Source organism: Roseateles sp. GW821-FHT02E12 (assembly GCF_059421665.1).
Genome location: NZ_JBWKVK010000003.1, coordinates 710,709 through 726,558, shown reverse-complemented (window position 1 = coordinate 726,558; position 15,850 = coordinate 710,709). Strand labels below are relative to the sequence as shown.

Below are 15,850 nucleotides of genomic sequence, written 5' to 3'. Positions count from 1 at the left end.
GACAGTCAAGCCAGCGTCAGCGGACGACGGCGAGTTGCTCGCGGGCACCGCCCTTGTACGTGTACAGCGTCAGGGCGCCATTCTTGATGTCGCCCTTCTCGTCGAAGGCGATGGTGCCAGTCACGCCCTTGTAGCCGGCCGTCTTGGCCAGCACAGGCAGGTACTTGGCGGGATCAGCGGAGCCGGCCTTGGCCATAGCGGCGGCCATCACGTTGACGGCGTCATACACGTAAGGTGCATAGATCTGCACGTCGACGTTGAACTTGGCCTTGAACTTGGTCTTGAAGTCGTCCATCGACTTCTTGGCTTCGCCTTCGACGCCACCGGCTTCGGCGCAAACGACCTGGCCGTCACCCATGGTGCCAGCGGCCAGCTTGGGGAGTTCGCCCGTGCAGATGCCGTCGCCGCCCATGAACTTGGCTTCGATGCCGAGTTGCTTCATCTGGCGCAGCATCGGGCCGGCAACGGCGTCCATGCCACCGAAGAAGACGACGTCGGGCTTCTTGCCCTTCAAGGAGGTCAGGATGGCGGTGAAGTCCGTGGCCTTGTCGTTGGTGAACTCGCGACCGACGACCTTGCCGCCCGCGCCCTTGACGCCCTTTTCGAACTCGTCGGCAACGCCCTGGCCATAGGCCGTACGGTCATCGATGACGGCGATGGACTTGCCCTTCAGGTCCTTGGCGGCATAGCGGCCCAGCGTGCCACCCAGGTGCACGTCGTCAGCCACCACGCGGAACGTGGTCTTGTAGCCGTTGCGGGTGAACTTGGGGTTGGTGGCCGACGGCGAGATCTGCGGAATGCCAGCATCGCTGTAGACCTTGGAGGCCGGAATCGAGGTGCCCGAATTCAAGTGACCCACCACGCCGTTGACCTTGGAGTCAACCAGCTTCTGCGCAGCAGCGGTGCCTTGCTTCGGATCGCCGGCATCGTCTTCTGCCAGCAGTTCGAACTTGGCCTTCTTGCCGCCGATCATGACGCCCTTGGCGTTCAGTTCCTCGATAGCCAGGCGAGCGCCCAGTTCGTTGTCCTTGCCCAGGTGGGCGATGGCGCCGCTGGTCGGGGCGACGTGGCCGATCTTGACGACCAGGTCCTGCGACATGGCGGCACCGCTGAGCAGTGCTGCAACGGCACCCACCACCACATTCAATTTGACTTGCATGGATCAACTCCAGTTTGAAAGAGAGAGGAACAAACAGAGAACTGTTGATTTTTCAACCAATTGAACATACCCCAAATCCGGGGGGCTCTCATTCGGGAAAGCATGGACGCAACGTTGTCAACCTGCCGCTGAAAAGTGGTCCAGCTTGGCACCGGCTTGCTGATAGACGCGATAGCGCGCACGCCCAGCTTGAACGCGCTCGGGCCCGTTTCCGATGACCTCCAGGACACGCTCGAAATCGAGCGCATCGCCTGGCATGTCATCGCCCAGATTCAGCAGCAGCCCGCGATGCGGCAAACGAGCCGCGTCGTCCACCAGCAGCACCTCGCCCGGCGCGGGCGGCGTAGCGCCGTCCCAACGCCGATGAGCAATGAACTCGGTCGCATCAAAGCTCCACAGCAACTCGTCCAGGCGAGCCGCCAGCGCGGGCGGCGCGCAGACGCCGACCGGCTTGCCCGACGCGAGAGCGCGGCGGATCAACCGGCAGGCGTACTGCAGCGGGTCCGCCGCGTCGCTGTAGAAGCTGACCTGGACGGCCACTTCTTACTTCGCGTGGCTCAGCACGAAGTGCGTCAGCAGGCCCACGGGCCGGCCGGTCGAGCCCTTGGCAGCGCCGCCCTTCCAGGCCGTGCCGGCGATGTCGAGGTGGCCCCAACGGTATTTGCTGGTGAAGCGCTGCAGGAACTTGGCTGCCGTGATGGAACCGCCCGCACGGCCGGCGATGTTGGGCACGTCGGCGAAGTTGCTCTTCAGGCCTTCGGCGTACTCATCGTCCAGCGGCATGCGCCAGCAGGGGTCGAGCACCGCGTCGCCAGCCGCCGTCAGCGAGGCGGCGAGTTCATCGTCGCTCGCATACATGCCGCTGCGCACGCCGCCCAGCGCGATGACGCAAGCGCCGGTCAGCGTCGCCACGTCGACAACCACTGCCGGCTTGAAGCGCTCGGCATAGGTCAGCGCGTCGCACAGAATGAGGCGGCCTTCAGCGTCGGTGTTCAGGATCTCGATGGTCTGACCCGACATCGACGTGACCACGTCGCCCGGCTTGACCGCACGGCCGCTGGGCATGTTCTCGCAGGCGGCGACGATCATGACGAGGTTCAGCTTGGGCTTGAGCTCGGCCACTGCGCGCAGCGTGCCGATGACGCTGGCCGCGCCGCCCATGTCGAACTTCATCTCGTCCATCTCGGCACCCGGCTTCAGCGAGATGCCACCGGTGTCGAAGGTGATGCCCTTGCCCACCAGCACCACCGGCGCCACCGTCTTGGCCGCGCCTTCGTAGCGGGCGACGATGAAGCGCAGCGGCTCGTCCGAGCCCTGGGCGACCGACAGGAAGCTGCCCATGCCGAGCTTCTCGACGGCCTTCTTGTCCAGCACCTCGACCTTGAAGCCATGGGTTTTGCCCAGGCCCTGCACGACTTCGCCGAGATAGGTCGGCGTCGCGTAGTTGGCAGGGCGATTGGCGCATTCGCGTGCCAGCTCGACGCCGGCGGCAATCGCCTCGCCGCGCGCAAGGCCGACCTTGGCGGCCTTCGCGTCGGCCTTGCCCACCAGCAAGGCCAGCTTGGCCAGCTTGGACGCGGCAGGCGCGCTGGGCTTGGTGTGGCGGTAGATATAGACCGCATCGGTGGCCGCGAGCGCAGTCTGCTCGGCCAGCGATTCGACGAGGCCGGCGTCAAAGCCCGCGAACGCCACGGCTGCGCTGACCGCGCCACGTGACTTGATCTGGGCCAGGCCGGCTGCCAGCGCAGCACGCGCCGCGGCCAGCGTCGTCTTGCTACTGGCGACCAGCACCAGGCGAGGCGACTTGATGCCCTCCGCTTGCGTCAGCGTCAACGCCTGGCCGGCCTTGAGCGCGAAATCGCCGAGCTTGATCGCCGCCTGCGCATGCTTGGCGACGATGGCATCCAGACCTTTGGGCAAAGCCTCGCCGCCGAGCACGACGATCAGGGCATCCGTACCCACACCCGCGAGCCCATCGAGCTCAATGGTTTGAATCTTGAAGTCCATAATGACTAAAAACTAATAAAGACCTGATGCTATTCGATTCATCGACGCGGTCCGAGCTGGCCAAAAGCTTCGGCGTCACGCTCGTGGTCATCCTGACCATCATGCTCACGTCGACGCTGATCCGTACGCTGGGCCAGGCCGCCGGCGGCAATGTCGCGCCCCAGGACGTCGTGCTGCTGATGGGCTACGCGACCATCGCCCACCTTGCGACGATGCTCATCCTCTCCCTCTTCATCGCCGTCGTCATCACGCTGGGCCGCATCTATCGCGAGTCCGAGATGACGATCTGGTTCGCCAGCGGCATTCCGCTGTCGCGCTTCGTGCAGCCGGTGCTGCGCATGGCCTGGCCGGTCCTGCTGGCCGTCATCGTGCTGGAGCTGATCGTCTGGCCCTGGGGCAACCAGAACAGCGCCGAGCTGCGCGAGCGTTATCAAAAGCGCAGCGACCTGTCGCGCGTGGCGCCAGGCCAGTTCCAGAGCTCGCGCGACGGCAGCCGCGTCTTCTTCATCGAACGCGATGGCGACAACGCGGCAACCGGCCGCAATGTCTTCATCCTCTCCAACCAGCACGAGCGCGAATCGGTGACGACCTCGGCACGCGGCCGGCTGGAGATGGAGGGCGACGATCGCCTGCTGGTGCTGGACCACGGCCAACGCAACGAAACCCAGCTCAAGACCGGCGAGAAGAGCCTGGCCCGCTTCGAGCAGTACAAGGTGATGACCGACACGCAGGTGCTGGCGAACGCCAACCAGCTGCCGCCTAAGGCCATGGCGACGCTGGACCTGCTGCGCGCGCCGACACCGAAGAACCAGGGTGAACTGGCCTGGCGCCTGGGCATGATCCTCGGCGGCATCAACATGGCCCTGCTCGGCGTCGGCCTGGCGGCGTCCAACCCGCGCCGCGCCAGCAACTGGAACCTGCTGTTCGCGCTGCTGGCCTTCATCGTCTACTTCAACCTCATCAACCTGTCGCAGTCCTGGGTCGGCAACGGCCGCGTGGCACTGCCGCGCGCTCTCGTCACCGTGCATGGCAGCGCCCTCTTCCTGGCGCTGATCGTCATCTGGCTGCGCGACAACGCCAACCGCTTCTGCCTGCGCCGCCGCCTGAAGGGAGCGGCCACATGAGAACCGTCCGCGCCCTGCTCTACAAGGACATCGCCGGCTCGGTCGTGCTCGTCGCGCTGGCCTTCCTGTCGCTCTTCTTCTTCATCGACTTCGTTGACGAGCTCGACCGCATGGCCCGCATCGGCGTTGGCGGCGGCAAGGCCGCGCTGCTGGCCGCGATGGAGCTGCCCGGCCGCTTCTACGAAATCTTCCCCATCGCCGTGCTGATCGGCGCCATCGTCGCGCTCGCCCGGCTCGCGCAGAGCAGCGAGTTCACCATCCTGCGCACCGGCGGCCTCGGCCCGGCACGGGCGCTGAGCCTGCTGGCCGGCCTGGCGGCTGCGTTCGCGGTGCTCACTTTCGTCATCGGCGACTACGTTGCACCACAGTTCGAACGCCAGGGCGACGACCTGCGTGCCGGCTTCAGCCGCGACGCCAGCCCGGCCAAACGCGGCGCCTGGCTGAAGGATCACCAGAAGATCGACGGCCAGGAGCGCAGCTACTCGGTCAAGGTCGGCCGCGTGGGCACCAATGGCGAGCTGGAAGACGTGCGCATCTTCGAATTCGACGCCGAAGGCCGGCTGATGTCGCGCACCGAGGCAGAGAAGGTCGACGTCGATGGTCAAGGCCTCTGGCATCTTCAGGACGTCAAGCGCACGGTCTGGAACCCGGGCGCCCCCGCCGGAGCCAGCCCCGTTGGCGACGTCGTCGTCAGCGAGCAGAAGATGGACAAGCTCGACTGGCAGAGCTCCCTGCACGCGGGCGTCATTGCAGCAGCGGTCCTGCCGGCCATGTCCATGTCGACGCTGGAGCTCTACCGCTACACCGCGCATCTGTCGGCCCAGGAGCAGTCGGCCCAGGCCCACAACATCCAGTTCTGGCGCAAGGCCCTCTATCCCTTCGCCTGCTTCGTCATGGTAGCGCTGGCCCTGCCCTTCGCCTATCTGCACGGCCGCTCGGGCGGCATCAGCATCAAGGTGTTCGGCGGCATCATGCTGGGCATCAGCTTCGTGCTGCTGAACAACGTGGCCGGGCACCTGGGCCTGTTGAAGAACTGGACGCCATGGGTGGTCGCGGCTACGCCAAGCCTGCTCTACCTCGGGCTGTCGATGGCGGCCTTCACGTGGCTGGTGCGATACCGCTGATGGACGGGTTGCTGCTCTTCGCCCACGGCGCGCGCGATCCGGCCTGGGCCAAACCCTTCGAGACCGTCGCCGAACGCCTGCGCACGGCACGGCCGGGCACACCGCTGGCCATGGCCTATCTCGAATTCATGTCGCCCGGCATCGAAGAGGCGGCCGAGCAGCTCGTCGCCGCGGGCAGCACGCGCGTGCACGTGCTGCCTCTCTTCCTTGGCACCGGCGGCCATGTGCGCCGTGACATCCCGCCTCTGCTCGAGCGCCTGCGCGAACGCCACGGCGACGCCATCCAATGGGTGCTTCACGCGCCGCTGGGTGAGCAGGAAGCCGTGCTCAACGCCATCGGCCTGGCCTGCCTGGCCGTCCTGGAATGAACAACCCCCACGCTCGCCCTGCTCACTGCCCCCCGAGGGGGTGCGTCAGTGGCTCCGGAGCGGCCGAGCGCCACTGACATGAACCTCCACCAATTCCGCTTCGTCCAGGAAGCCGCCCGCCGCAACCTCAACCTGACCGAGACGGCCAAGGCGCTGTTCACGTCGCAGCCGGGCGTCTCCAAGGCCATCCTCGAGCTGGAGGAAGAGCTGGGCGTCGACATCTTCTCGCGCCACGGCAAGCGGCTGCGGCGCATCACCGAGCCGGGGCAGCAGGTGCTGGCCTGCATCGAGATCATCCTGCGCGAGGTCGGCAACCTGAAGCGTATCGGCGAGGAGTATTCGCGCCAGGACAGCGGCACCTTCTCCATCGCCACGACCCACACCCAGGCCCGTTACGTGCTGCCCACGCCCGTGGCCCAGTTGCGCAAGAACCTGCCGCAGCTGCGCATCAGCCTGCACCAGGGCAGCCCGGACCAGGTCGCCAAGATGCTGCTCGACGAGACCGCGGATCTCGGCCTAGCCACCGAGTCGCTAGCCCAGTACCCCGAGCTCGTCACCCTGCCCTGCTACGAGTGGCAGCACGTCATGGTCGTGCCGCGAGACCACCCCCTCGCAAGCGTCGAACGCATCAACCTGGAACAGATCGCCGGCGAACCGCTGGTGTCCTACCACCCCAGCTTTACCGGCCGCACCCGCATCGACAAGGCCTTCGCGGCTCGCCACCTCACGCCCAACATCGTGCTGGAAGCCATCGACTCCGATGTCCTGAAGACCTATGTGCGCTTAGGGATGGGCGTGGGCATCGTCGCCGAGATGGCCATGCGTGAGGAGCCCGCCAACAGCGACCTCGTCGCGCGGCCGCTGGGCGCCCTGCTGGGCAGCAACGTCACGCGCATCGCCTTCAAGCGAGGCGCCTATTTGCGCAACTACGTCTACGCCTTTGCGGAGCTGCTGTCGGAGCGGCTGAGCCGCAAGCTGATCGAGAAGGCCATGAACGGCGACTCGACCGACTTCGGGATCTAGGACGCTCTCAGCTGCCGAAGCTGGAATCCATCGGCAGCATCAGGTCCACACCCTCGCCACGCAGCCCGGCCTCGAAGAGATCGCGCGCAACGCTGTAGAGCGTCAGCAGGTCGCGGTAGGCCGGCAGGTCGAAGTGGGGCACGCCCGGGCCACCGCCCTGGGCCAGCAGCTCCTGCAGCATCTTCATCGCGGCGTCGGGGTCGGCCCAGACCACCTGCAGGTGCGCGATGACGCTCGGGCAGCCGTCCAGGCTGCGGCCGCGCGACAGGCTTTGCGACCACTGCGGCGCCAGCGTGCCGAAGCGCTGCTCGAACTGCTTCACCAGCTCGGCAAACACCTCGGGCTCCCCGCGTTGCTGGCAGAGCTCCATCAGCAGCAGATAAGGCATGGCGCCCGCGTGGCCGCGCGTCAGCCGCGTGGCCAGCAGGTCGGCCGCGGCCTCGTGCTGGCCGAGCAGCTGCAGGAAGTCGACCTGCTGCTGCAGGTCCAGCAGCTCGTCGGCAACCGGCAACTGGTTGAGCTGCGCCGGGGCCGTCACGGCCTGGATCGGCATCGGCTGGGTGGCCTGCATGGAGGGCACGAATGCCGGCGGCTGCGCTGGCGCGGCCGGCTGTGCGGGCGGCGTCGGCGGCCAGGGCATGGGCCGGGGCTGGGGCCGTGTGACCTGGTGCTGGCCCTCATCCGGCAGCGCGGCGGCATTGCCAAGAACGGGCGGCGCCATGCCGGGCGCGGGCGCTGCCACCGGCGGCAGGCCAGCGCCCTCGGCCGCGTGCAGGGCGCGCCAGTAGGCCAGCTCACGCCGCGCGCGCTGGTCGCGCCAGCGGCTGAAGTAGAAGGCGGCCGAACCGGCGAGCAGGCTCAGGGCCAGCGTCATCACCCAGGTCATGGGGTCTCGGTAGGGCGACGCACGGGCACTTCGCGCAACGGCGGGCGCAGGAGCCGGCGCGGGCTCCACCGCGGACGCAACCGGCGGTGGCACGGCAGCGACGGCAGAAGCGGCCTCGGCCTGCTGGCGGGCCAGCAGTTCGGCGCGCAACTGGGCCACCGTCGCTTCGAGCTGGCTGATCTGAGCCTCGAGCTCCGGCGTCAGCTCCATCTCCGCCGCGCTGGCCGCCGGCTGCACGGGCCGCGGCGCCTCGGCAACGAGCACTTCCGGTCGCTCCAGCGTCAGCCGGGGGCCTGCCGCACGGGGCTTGGGCTTGGGGCGCTGCCGGGCCACGGGGGCAGGTGCAGGGGCGGCTTCAGCCTGCTGTCGCTGTGCTGCCTCCAAAACGGGCGGCACGAACACGGACGCAGGCGGCGGGGGTGGCGGTGCGACGGCCGTGCTGGCCGGCGGGTCGACGAAGGCGTTGAACTCGCGCGTCAGCCGCAGCGGGCAACCCAGGGCCAGCGTGATGCGCAGCGCCGGCTCCTCGATGCGCGCCTGGCTCTGCAGGCGGATGCGCTGCTGACCGGGCTCACCCTCGATGCGCAGCTGCAACAGCCCGGCCGGCACACGCGCATCGCCGGCCGTCACTTCGGCGCGCAGGCAGGAATCGCTCAGCGATTCGCCATCGGCCAACGTCAACGGGAAGCTGACGTCCAGTGGCCTGCCGAGGGTCGAAAGGACCTGCGGCCGACCCAGCCCCAGCGCCTCGACGCCCTGGGGAACCAGGCCGAGCAGCAGTGCCAAGGCGGGTGTGAGGGCACCCAGCAACGTCGGGCGCAGGGCCGTGATGGGCATTGACTGCGGGCGGCTACGGTAGGTTGAAAAGGGGGTGTGGAGACAGCTAAGTTCACTCTAGCATGGGGGCAACTGCCAACGCCCCAATTCCGGGGTGGTCACCGGGCGGCACAATGCCTCCCAACCCATGAACGCACTCAGCCTCACCCCCGCCGAACGCCAGCAGATCGACCAGGGCGCCTGGTTCTCCAAGCTCCCCGAGAGCCTGCGCAGCGACATCCTGCAGCGCGCCTTCGTGCGCCGCCTGCCCGACGAGACCATGCTGTCCCACCGCGGCGAGCCCGCCGAGGAGTGGTCAGCCGTTGCCAAGGGCGCCGTGCGCGTCAGTTCGGTGTCGCTGGCTGGCAAGCAGATCTCGCTGACCTATGTCGAACCCGGCACCTGGTTCGGCGACATCGCCCTCTTCGACGGCCTGCCCCGCACCCACGACGCCTACGCCCATGGCGAAACGACGCTGCTGTGCGTGCGCAAGTCCGACTTCCGCGCGCTGCTGCAGGCCCATTCCGAGCTCTACGACGCGCTGCTGCGGTTGAACTGCCGCCGGCTGCGGCTGATGTTCGACATGATCGAGGACCTCAACACCCGGCCGCTGGCTGCCCGCTTGGCCAAGCAGGTGCTGCTGCTGGCGCGCTCCTACGGCGTGCAGGAGGGCGACGAGATCCGCATCGGCCTGCAATTGGCCCAGGAAGACCTGGCCCAGCTGCTCGGCGCCTCGCGCCAGCGCGTCAACCAGGAATTGAAGGCCTTCGAGCGCGAGGGCGCCGTGCGCGTGGAGCCCACCCGCCTCGTCGTGCTGAGCCGCGAGAAGCTGCTGGCGGCGGCCTCACGTTGACATAGAGGCTGACGCTGGCGCGACACGGCAGCCGGGCCTCGAATCGCAGAATGGAAAGTTCGCACGCTACAAAACGACATCCATGGAAGCATTCACCGGCACCCGTCCCCTCGCCCAGGCCCTGGACACCGCGGCTCTGGAAGCCTGGCTGTCCGCCCATGTCGACGGCTTTGCCGGGCCGCTCGCCATCGAGCAGTTCAAGGGCGGCCAGTCCAACCCGACCTATCTGCTGAAGACACCGGGCGCGCAGTACGTGATGCGCAGCAAGCCGGCACCGGTGGCCAAGCTGCTGCCGTCGGCCCATGCCATCGAGCGCGAGTTTCAGGTCATGGGGGCGCTGGCCGGCACCGACGTACCCGTGCCGGCGATGTACGCGCTGTGCGAGGACGAGGCCGTCATCGGCCGCGCGTTCTACGTGATGAGCTTCATGCCCGGCCGCGTGCTGTGGGACCAGAGCCTGCCCGGCATGAGCCAGGCTGAGCGCGCCGCCCACTACGACGAGATGAACCGCGTCATCGCGGCCCTGCACCAGGTCGATTTCAAGGCCGTGGGCCTCTCGGCCTACGGCAAGCCCGGCAACTACTTCGAGCGCCAGATCGGCCGCTGGAGCAAGCAGTACCTGGCCTCCATCACCGAGCCCAATCCCGCGATGGATTCGCTGCTCGAATGGCTGCCGACGCACATCCCGGCATCGGCGCGCGACGAGAGCGAAGTCGGTATCGTGCATGGCGACTACCGCATGGACAACGTCGTCTTCCACCCCACCGAGCCGCGCATCATCGCCGTGCTGGACTGGGAGCTGTCCACGCTGGGCCACCCGCTGGCGGACTTCAGCTACCACTGCATGAGCTGGCACATCCAGACCTCGGGCGCCGCGCGCGGCCTGGGCGGCAAGAACCTCGTCGAGCTGGGCATTCCGAGTGAGCGCGAGTACGTGCAGCGCTACTGCGAGCGCACCGGCCGCGCAGATGTCGAGGCGGTCATGGCCGACTGGAACTTCTACATGGCCTACAACATGTTCCGCATCGCGGCCATCGTGCAGGGCATTGCCAAGCGCGTGGTGGACGGCACGGCCTCCAGCGCCCAGGCCAAGGAGACGGCCAAGAGCGCCAAACCGTTGGCGGAACTGGCCTGGAGCTTCGCGCAAAAGGCCTGAGAACTCAGGCCCGCCTCAGGTCACATCGCCGGGGCGGGTCGAAGGCGTGAAGGCGACGGACGTCGTCGTCGGCCAGGCGCCTGTGTCTGACAGCCGGGCGTTCACGCGCAGCGCCTCGCGCGCAGCGCATTCCAGCAGGCGCACCAGGGCCTGCAGCCTGGGCAGGTCCGCCTCGGCCATCTCGGTGCGCAGGTAGAGGTTGCCGCGCATGCTCATCAGCACGATGGGATGCCCCTCGGGCAGCAGGTCTTGGCTGGCCTGCACCAGGGCCTCGCCCAGCTCGCCTTCGATCCAGGCGCTGGTCAGGTCCTTGGTCACGCCGACGACGCCGTAGCGCTGGCGCAGGATCTGCGAGGACGCGTTGTTGAACTTCGGGAACATCACCAGCCAGCGCATTTCCTCGGGCGTGTCGGTGTCGACCCGGGTCTTGAGCGTGTCGGTGTAGGCCTCGAAGACGGCGCGCTCCAGGTTCTCCATCAGCGCGCGGCACAGCACCATCAGCTGAAGGTCCGGGTGCAGGCGCATTTCGCAACGCATGCGCAATTCGAAGCCCGGCAGATAGCTGCGTTGGGACACACCCCATTCGATGCGCATCGGCCCGGGCTGGGCTTTAGGCTGCTCGATGAGGAAGCCCTGGCCATCGCGGGTCTGCGTGAACTGCGCGCCGCGCGTCTCGGCCCAATCCTCGATCGGACGCCACCTTGCTGCGTTGGCCCGGGTCACGAGCCAATGCTTGACTTGCTTTACCACCATGAGTCGTGAGGAAGTCTGAGAATGGGGGGCCGATTGAGCGCACCGCACGGAGGCGACGATGATTGAAGTGTATTCATGGCCCACACCCAACGGCCACAAGGTGCACATCATGCTGGAGGAGTGCCACCTCGCGTACCGGGTCCATCCCGTGGACATCGGTGCCGGTGAGCAATTCACCCCACACTTCCTCGCCATCAGCCCCAACAACAAGATCCCCGCGATCACCGACCCCGACGGCCCCGACGGCAAACCGATGTCGTTGTTCGAGAGCGGCGCCATCCTCCTCTACCTCGCCGGCAAGACGGGCAAGCTGCTGCCCACCGACGTGCGCGGCAAGTACGAGGTGCTGCAGTGGCTGATGTTCCAGATGGGTGGCGTGGGGCCGATGCTGGGCCAGGCCCACCACTTCCGCATCTACGCGCCCGAGAAGCTGCCCTACGCCATCGACCGCTACACCAACGAGGCCAAGCGGCTCTACAGCGTCGTCAACAAGCGGCTGGCGCACACCACCTACCTCGGCGGGCCCGAGTACTCCATCGCCGACATCGCCGTCTTCCCCTGGCTGCGCTCCTGGAAGAACCAGGGCGTGGAGATGAGCGACTACCCGCACCTCAAGGGCTGGTTCGACGAGATCGCCAAGCGCCCCGCCGTGCAGCGCGGGCTGGAGGTGCTGGCCGGCGCACGCAGGCCGCTCACCGACGACAAGGCGCGCGAGGCGCTGTTCGGCAATCGCCAGCTCACGCAGCGCTGACGACGCGCTGCAGCATCAGGGCCCGCCCAGATGCTGACCCCAGCTGGCATGGGCCTGGCTGGTCAGCTCGGCCTTCCAGCTCTTGTCGGGGTCGTCTTTCAGCGCGTTGCTGACGCCGGCCAGGCCCGTGGCCAGCAGGCCGTTCCACTGCGCCTTGAACAGGCCCATGGCCTTGGCGTTCAAGGCCTCGCACTTGGGCTTGGTCTTGGTCTTGGCCTCCGCGGCGATCTTGCGGCTGGCCGCGGCGCGCTGGTTCTTCGTCGCCTTGCTGGAACCGAAAGACTGCCCAGCCAGCTCGTCGCCCACCGCCGCGAACAGGCTGCTGCGCCGCACATGGGCATTGGCCTCGGTGACCGTCTTGCCCGAGTCCGGCGTGCGGCCGACGATGGAGAAGTTCGACGCCAGCGGTGCGGCTGACGCCGGCAGGTTGAGCCCGCCCGCGGCCATCGCCACGCTGCCGCCGACCTCGGCGCCCCCTGCCGTCGTATCCAGCGACTCACCGCTGTCAGCGAGTTGCTGCGCCTCCTTCAGCACGGCGGCCAGTGATGCCGGCTGGTGTGCCGCGTCATGCACTGCGGACTTCAACCAGATGGCCGCCAGCCCCGGCCCGTCGGCCTTCAATGCCGCGAGCCGAGCCTTGCCGAAGGCCGTCATGCGCCCGCCCAGTTCGGGGTGCACCTTCTTGATCGGCGTGGCCGCCGCCACGAAGAACTCGCCCATCGACCCCAGCAGGATCTTCTGCGGCGCATGGTGGGACTCGCCCGCCGCCTTCTTCACCGCCTTGGGCTTGGGCACCTTGTGCGTGCCCACCGCCCATTGCGCCGACTCCTTGCTGACCTTGCCCTTGACCTTGGGGCTGGCCGTGTAGAACCAGAAGTACTCCTTGCCCTGCTTCTCGGCGCCCACCGACGTGAACACCGGGTGCGCGCGCTTCACGGCCGCCAGTTCTTCGTTGAGCGCCGACGGCTCGGCCACGCCATCGGCGTACTTGGCCACCACCGCGTCGATGGCCACCTTGCCGGCGTCGATCTTCTTCTGCTTCTCTGGGTCGGTGCCGTCCTTGGCGCCCTTGCCGAACAGCTTCTTGACGACGCCGACGATCTTGGCGATGACCTTGTCGATGGCGCTATCGACCTTGCTCTGCACCTTCTTGATGAAGCCCTGGATCTTCTCGCTGATGCCCGACAGCCCCAGCAGCCGCGCCAGGAAGCCGATGACCACGGGGATCGCCGCCGCCAGCGATTTCTCGATCCATGAGATCGCCCCGCCGATCGCACCCGTCGCAATCGCGTGGACGGAATTGATGACCGCCTCCACCAGCGCCATGATCTGCTGCGCCTTCTCGATGACGAACATGACCACGTTGTAGATGGCGATGATGGCCTGGATGATGGCGCCGGCCGGGTTGAACATCGACACCACCTTGGTCACGGCCTGCTTCACCACGGTCTCGATCAGCCAGTCCTGGATGGCGCCGATGACCATGTCCTTCAGGCTTGAGAGATCCGCCTTCACCTGCTCCCACAGCTTGGCCACGCCGCCGGTGAACAGCGCCTGCACGTACTCCGCCACTTTCTCGATGACGGTGACGGCCTTCTCGCCGATGAGCTTGACGGCCTTCGCGCGCAGCTTGGCGTAGGTGATGCCCAGCACGTCCAGCACGAGCTTGAATACCGACATCAGGCTCAGGTCCGCCGGCAGCGCGACGCCCGCCGCGGCCAGCGGCCCCAGCAGCCATTTGAAGAAGCCCGCTTTCAGGTGGGCCCAGATGTTGCCCACGAAGGCATTGAAGCCGCCCTTCACCGCCGCGATCAGATTGCCGAGGAAGGCGATGGGGTCGTCCAGGATCAGCTGGATGGTCTCCATGCCCTTCTTCAGCAGGCCCAGCAACTTGGCCTTGAACTCCATCAGCGCCTTGACGATCTCGCCCAGCTTCTCGATGAAACCGGCCACCAGGCCCTTGTTTTCGTCCTGCATCTGCTTCAAAGCCTCGTCGGCCTTGTCGAAGGCCTCCTTGTACTTCTGCGCCAGGCCCGCGGCGATCTCGTTCTTCTTGTTCTCGATGCCCTCTTCCAACTCCTTGAAGCGATCGTTCACCGCCGTCTCGGCCGCCTTGCCCGCGGCCTGCAGATTCGCCGGCAGGCCGCCCACATAGGCCTTGATCTCGGCCTGGCCCGCGGCCACCTCGGCCTTGGCTTCGGCCAGGCGCTTCTCCACCAGCGCCGCGACACGGTCGATCAGCGCGTCCATGGACTTGGTGAACAGCGCCCTGCCCTGCGTGTAGAACACGTTGACTTCGTCGGGCAGGCCCAGCGCCGCATCCTTCAGCCAGCGCGCTAGGCCCACCAGCGGGATGGTCAGGTAGCGGCGCAGCTTGTAGTCAAAGATCTTGTCGTCGACGAAGGCCTTCATCTGCGCGATGGCGGCGTCCACGCCGGGGTCGAAGATGGCCGACACCTCGCCGTCCAACCCGCCCAGCTTGGCCTCGACCTTGGCCTTGGTCTTCGCGTAGATGCCTTCCACGGTGGCCGCCACCTTGGCGCGCTCGGCCTCTTCCTTGGCCGCCTGCTGCTGCTGCCGGCTCAGCACCTTGGCATTGCCCGCGCCCTTGCGACCGGCCATCAACAACGAGCCCGTGCGCGCCGTGCCTGCGGCCTGCGCGCCGGCCTTGGCCAGCACGGCGGACTCCTTCGCGCGGAAGGCGCCCGGCGCCCTGTCGGCCTGCGCCGCGACCTTGCCCTTGGCGTCGGCCACCGCAGAGAAGCGCGCGTCGTTGGCCTTGGGCAGGCTCTCAGGCTTGACCTTCTCGTCCTTGAGCGCCTGGTCGGTGTCCTTCTTGGTTTCCTGCAGCGACGCCTCCTGCGGCGTGGCCGCCGGTGGCATCGCCTGGCCGCCCGCGATGGGGGGCGCGCCCGCGGTCGGCTCGGCAGGCAGCGGCGTGCTGGGCTGCTCGGGCACGGCACCGGCATCGGGTGGCTTCTTGACGGCCTTGTCGGCCGGGCCGGTAGCCGCGTCCTTCTGCTGCGCCACACCACCGCTGCCCGCGGCCTTCATCTGACCTTGCGCGCCGCCTTCCATGAACTTCTCGGTGTCGCCGAGTGTCTTGGGCATGGCCTTGTCGATTTCGGCGCGCAGCAGGGCCTTGAAGGAGGTGGGCTGCGGCTTGGGCGCGGGCGCTTCCTTGACGGCGTCGACGACCTTGGCTTTGGCGCCGGCGAGGCGTTCGTTAGCGGGGGGTTTGGCGGATTTGCTGGCTTCGCTTGCCTTCTTCGCCGCCGTCGGGTGCTGCTTCAGTTTTGCGGCGCCAGCTTTGGCTTGTTCGGTGACGGCGATGAAGCGCGGATCGCTCTTGGGTTTGGCGACGCGGGGGGCGAAGGAGCGGGGGGCGAGCATGTCAGTGGCCTGCGGGCGTTGATGGCTCGACTAGCGGAGCTCTGCTTGGGCTGCTTCTGCGGAGAGCGTGCCTGCTCGGTGCATTGCCGGGAGTCCCGCCCGGCGGCGGGGTAACTTTCTTCTGCGGCGCCAGAAGAAAGTCACCAAAGAAGAAGCGCTGAACCGCACGCGGTCGCGACGACGCCAGGAGCGTCGCGCGAAAACAGCCAGCGGCATTGCGCGCAGACGCGAACCGCTTCGCTCTCGCTGCTGTCCTTATGACGAGCACCATCCATTGCCCCTTCACGCCGATTAACGCCGGCTGCACGCCGGGTTCATCAGGGAATACCGCGTCGCTGAGGCGACGGCACGGGATGTGCGCAGTGGCCGCGTCGCCCGAGCGACGCCGCATTTGCATTTCTCGTGAGCCCGGCGTGCAGCCGCGCGTTAGGCGGGCT

Annotated in this window: 13 protein-coding genes; 7 read left to right on the top strand and 6 right to left on the bottom strand. The window is 67.3% G+C overall.

The features are described 5' to 3' along the window. Window positions 1-16 precede the first annotated feature (16 nt). From AC07V5_RS21295 to AC07V5_RS21285, 3 genes are all read right to left on the bottom strand, one after another. A complete protein-coding gene (locus tag AC07V5_RS21295; protein ID WP_495117705.1) occupies window positions 17-1,159 on the bottom strand; it encodes a branched-chain amino acid ABC transporter substrate-binding protein in 1,143 nt (380 codons plus the stop codon). 117 nt (window positions 1,160-1,276) lie between these two features. Next, complete coding sequence (locus tag AC07V5_RS21290) at window positions 1,277-1,699, bottom strand: DNA polymerase III subunit chi (RefSeq protein ID WP_495117704.1); 423 nt, start codon at window positions 1,697-1,699, stop codon at window positions 1,277-1,279. Window positions 1,700-1,702: 3 nt separating this feature from the next. Beyond that, on the bottom strand, window positions 1,703-3,166 hold the full coding sequence (locus AC07V5_RS21285) for a leucyl aminopeptidase (RefSeq protein WP_495117703.1): 1,464 nt from the start codon (window positions 3,164-3,166) through the stop codon (window positions 1,703-1,705). 26 nt (window positions 3,167-3,192) lie between these two features. Here AC07V5_RS21285 and lptF point away from each other — a divergent pair, with 26 nt between their 5' ends. The 4 genes from lptF to AC07V5_RS21265 all read left to right on the top strand — a co-directional run bounded on the left by lptF (window position 3,193) and on the right by AC07V5_RS21265 (window position 6,805). Further along, on the top strand, window positions 3,193-4,290 hold the full coding sequence (lptF, locus tag AC07V5_RS21280) for an LPS export ABC transporter permease LptF (RefSeq protein WP_495117702.1): 1,098 nt from the start codon (window positions 3,193-3,195) through the stop codon (window positions 4,288-4,290). Then, a complete protein-coding gene (lptG, locus tag AC07V5_RS21275; RefSeq protein WP_495117701.1) occupies window positions 4,287-5,414 on the top strand; it encodes an LPS export ABC transporter permease LptG in 1,128 nt (375 codons plus the stop codon). Before lptF ends, lptG begins: the two co-directional genes overlap by 4 nt. Next, window positions 5,414-5,782: a sirohydrochlorin chelatase gene (locus AC07V5_RS21270; RefSeq protein WP_495117700.1), complete on the top strand. Its 369-nt coding sequence runs from the start codon at window positions 5,414-5,416 to the stop codon at window positions 5,780-5,782. The genes lptG and AC07V5_RS21270 overlap by 1 nt, the downstream gene beginning before the upstream one ends. A gap of 78 nt (window positions 5,783-5,860) precedes the next feature. Continuing rightward, window positions 5,861-6,805: a CysB family HTH-type transcriptional regulator gene (locus AC07V5_RS21265; RefSeq protein WP_495117699.1), complete on the top strand. Its 945-nt coding sequence runs from the start codon at window positions 5,861-5,863 to the stop codon at window positions 6,803-6,805. Between the two features lie 7 nt (window positions 6,806-6,812). Here the strand turns inward: AC07V5_RS21265 and AC07V5_RS21260 are convergent, their stop codons facing one another. Beyond that, window positions 6,813-8,528 carry a type IV pilus assembly protein FimV gene (locus tag AC07V5_RS21260; RefSeq protein ID WP_495117698.1) on the bottom strand — a complete coding sequence of 572 codons (1,716 nt, stop codon included), beginning with the start codon at window positions 8,526-8,528 and terminating at the stop codon, window positions 6,813-6,815. A gap of 127 nt (window positions 8,529-8,655) precedes the next feature. Between AC07V5_RS21260 and AC07V5_RS21255 the strand changes: the two genes are divergently transcribed. Both AC07V5_RS21255 and AC07V5_RS21250 read left to right on the top strand, forming a co-directional pair. Beyond that, window positions 8,656-9,360, top strand: a complete 705-nt coding sequence (locus AC07V5_RS21255) for a Crp/Fnr family transcriptional regulator (RefSeq protein ID WP_495117697.1) — start codon at window positions 8,656-8,658, stop codon at window positions 9,358-9,360. A gap of 82 nt (window positions 9,361-9,442) precedes the next feature. Continuing rightward, window positions 9,443-10,516 (top strand): phosphotransferase, encoded by a 1,074-nt coding sequence (locus AC07V5_RS21250; RefSeq protein WP_495117696.1) that lies wholly within the window; start codon window positions 9,443-9,445, stop codon window positions 10,514-10,516. Window positions 10,517-10,531: 15 nt separating this feature from the next. Here AC07V5_RS21250 and AC07V5_RS21245 read toward each other — a convergent pair whose 3' ends face one another. After that, window positions 10,532-11,239 (bottom strand): hypothetical protein, encoded by a 708-nt coding sequence (locus tag AC07V5_RS21245; RefSeq protein WP_495117695.1) that lies wholly within the window; start codon window positions 11,237-11,239, stop codon window positions 10,532-10,534. 88 nt (window positions 11,240-11,327) lie between these two features. On the opposite strand from AC07V5_RS21245, the gene AC07V5_RS21240 reads away from it, so the two are divergent. After that, window positions 11,328-12,020 (top strand): glutathione binding-like protein, encoded by a 693-nt coding sequence (locus AC07V5_RS21240; protein WP_495117694.1) that lies wholly within the window; start codon window positions 11,328-11,330, stop codon window positions 12,018-12,020. Window positions 12,021-12,035: 15 nt separating this feature from the next. Here AC07V5_RS21240 and AC07V5_RS21235 read toward each other — a convergent pair whose 3' ends face one another. Continuing rightward, window positions 12,036-15,413, bottom strand: a complete 3,378-nt coding sequence (locus AC07V5_RS21235; RefSeq protein WP_495117693.1) for a phage tail protein — start codon at window positions 15,411-15,413, stop codon at window positions 12,036-12,038. Between the last annotated feature and the right edge of the window lie 437 nt (window positions 15,414-15,850).

Excerpts from the sequence above, each read along its gene's own strand:
- AC07V5_RS21295 (WP_495117705.1), bottom strand. The coding sequence starts at position 1,159 with ATGCAAGTCAAATTGAATGTGGTGGTGGGTGCCGTTGCAGCACTGCTC.
- AC07V5_RS21285 (WP_495117703.1), bottom strand. The coding sequence starts at position 3,166 with ATGGACTTCAAGATTCAAACCATTGAGCTCGATGGGCTCGCGGGTGTG.
- lptF (WP_495117702.1), top strand. The coding sequence starts at position 3,193 with ATGCTATTCGATTCATCGACGCGGTCCGAGCTGGCCAAAAGCTTCGGC.
- lptG (WP_495117701.1), top strand. The coding sequence starts at position 4,287 with ATGAGAACCGTCCGCGCCCTGCTCTACAAGGACATCGCCGGCTCGGTC.
- AC07V5_RS21270 (WP_495117700.1), top strand. The coding sequence starts at position 5,414 with ATGGACGGGTTGCTGCTCTTCGCCCACGGCGCGCGCGATCCGGCCTGG.
- AC07V5_RS21265 (WP_495117699.1), top strand. The coding sequence starts at position 5,861 with ATGAACCTCCACCAATTCCGCTTCGTCCAGGAAGCCGCCCGCCGCAAC.
- AC07V5_RS21260 (WP_495117698.1), bottom strand. The coding sequence starts at position 8,528 with ATGCCCATCACGGCCCTGCGCCCGACGTTGCTGGGTGCCCTCACACCC.
- AC07V5_RS21255 (WP_495117697.1), top strand. The coding sequence starts at position 8,656 with ATGAACGCACTCAGCCTCACCCCCGCCGAACGCCAGCAGATCGACCAG.
- AC07V5_RS21250 (WP_495117696.1), top strand. The coding sequence starts at position 9,443 with ATGGAAGCATTCACCGGCACCCGTCCCCTCGCCCAGGCCCTGGACACC.
- AC07V5_RS21240 (WP_495117694.1), top strand. The coding sequence starts at position 11,328 with ATGATTGAAGTGTATTCATGGCCCACACCCAACGGCCACAAGGTGCAC.
- AC07V5_RS21235 (WP_495117693.1), bottom strand. The coding sequence starts at position 15,413 with ATGCTCGCCCCCCGCTCCTTCGCCCCCCGCGTCGCCAAACCCAAGAGC.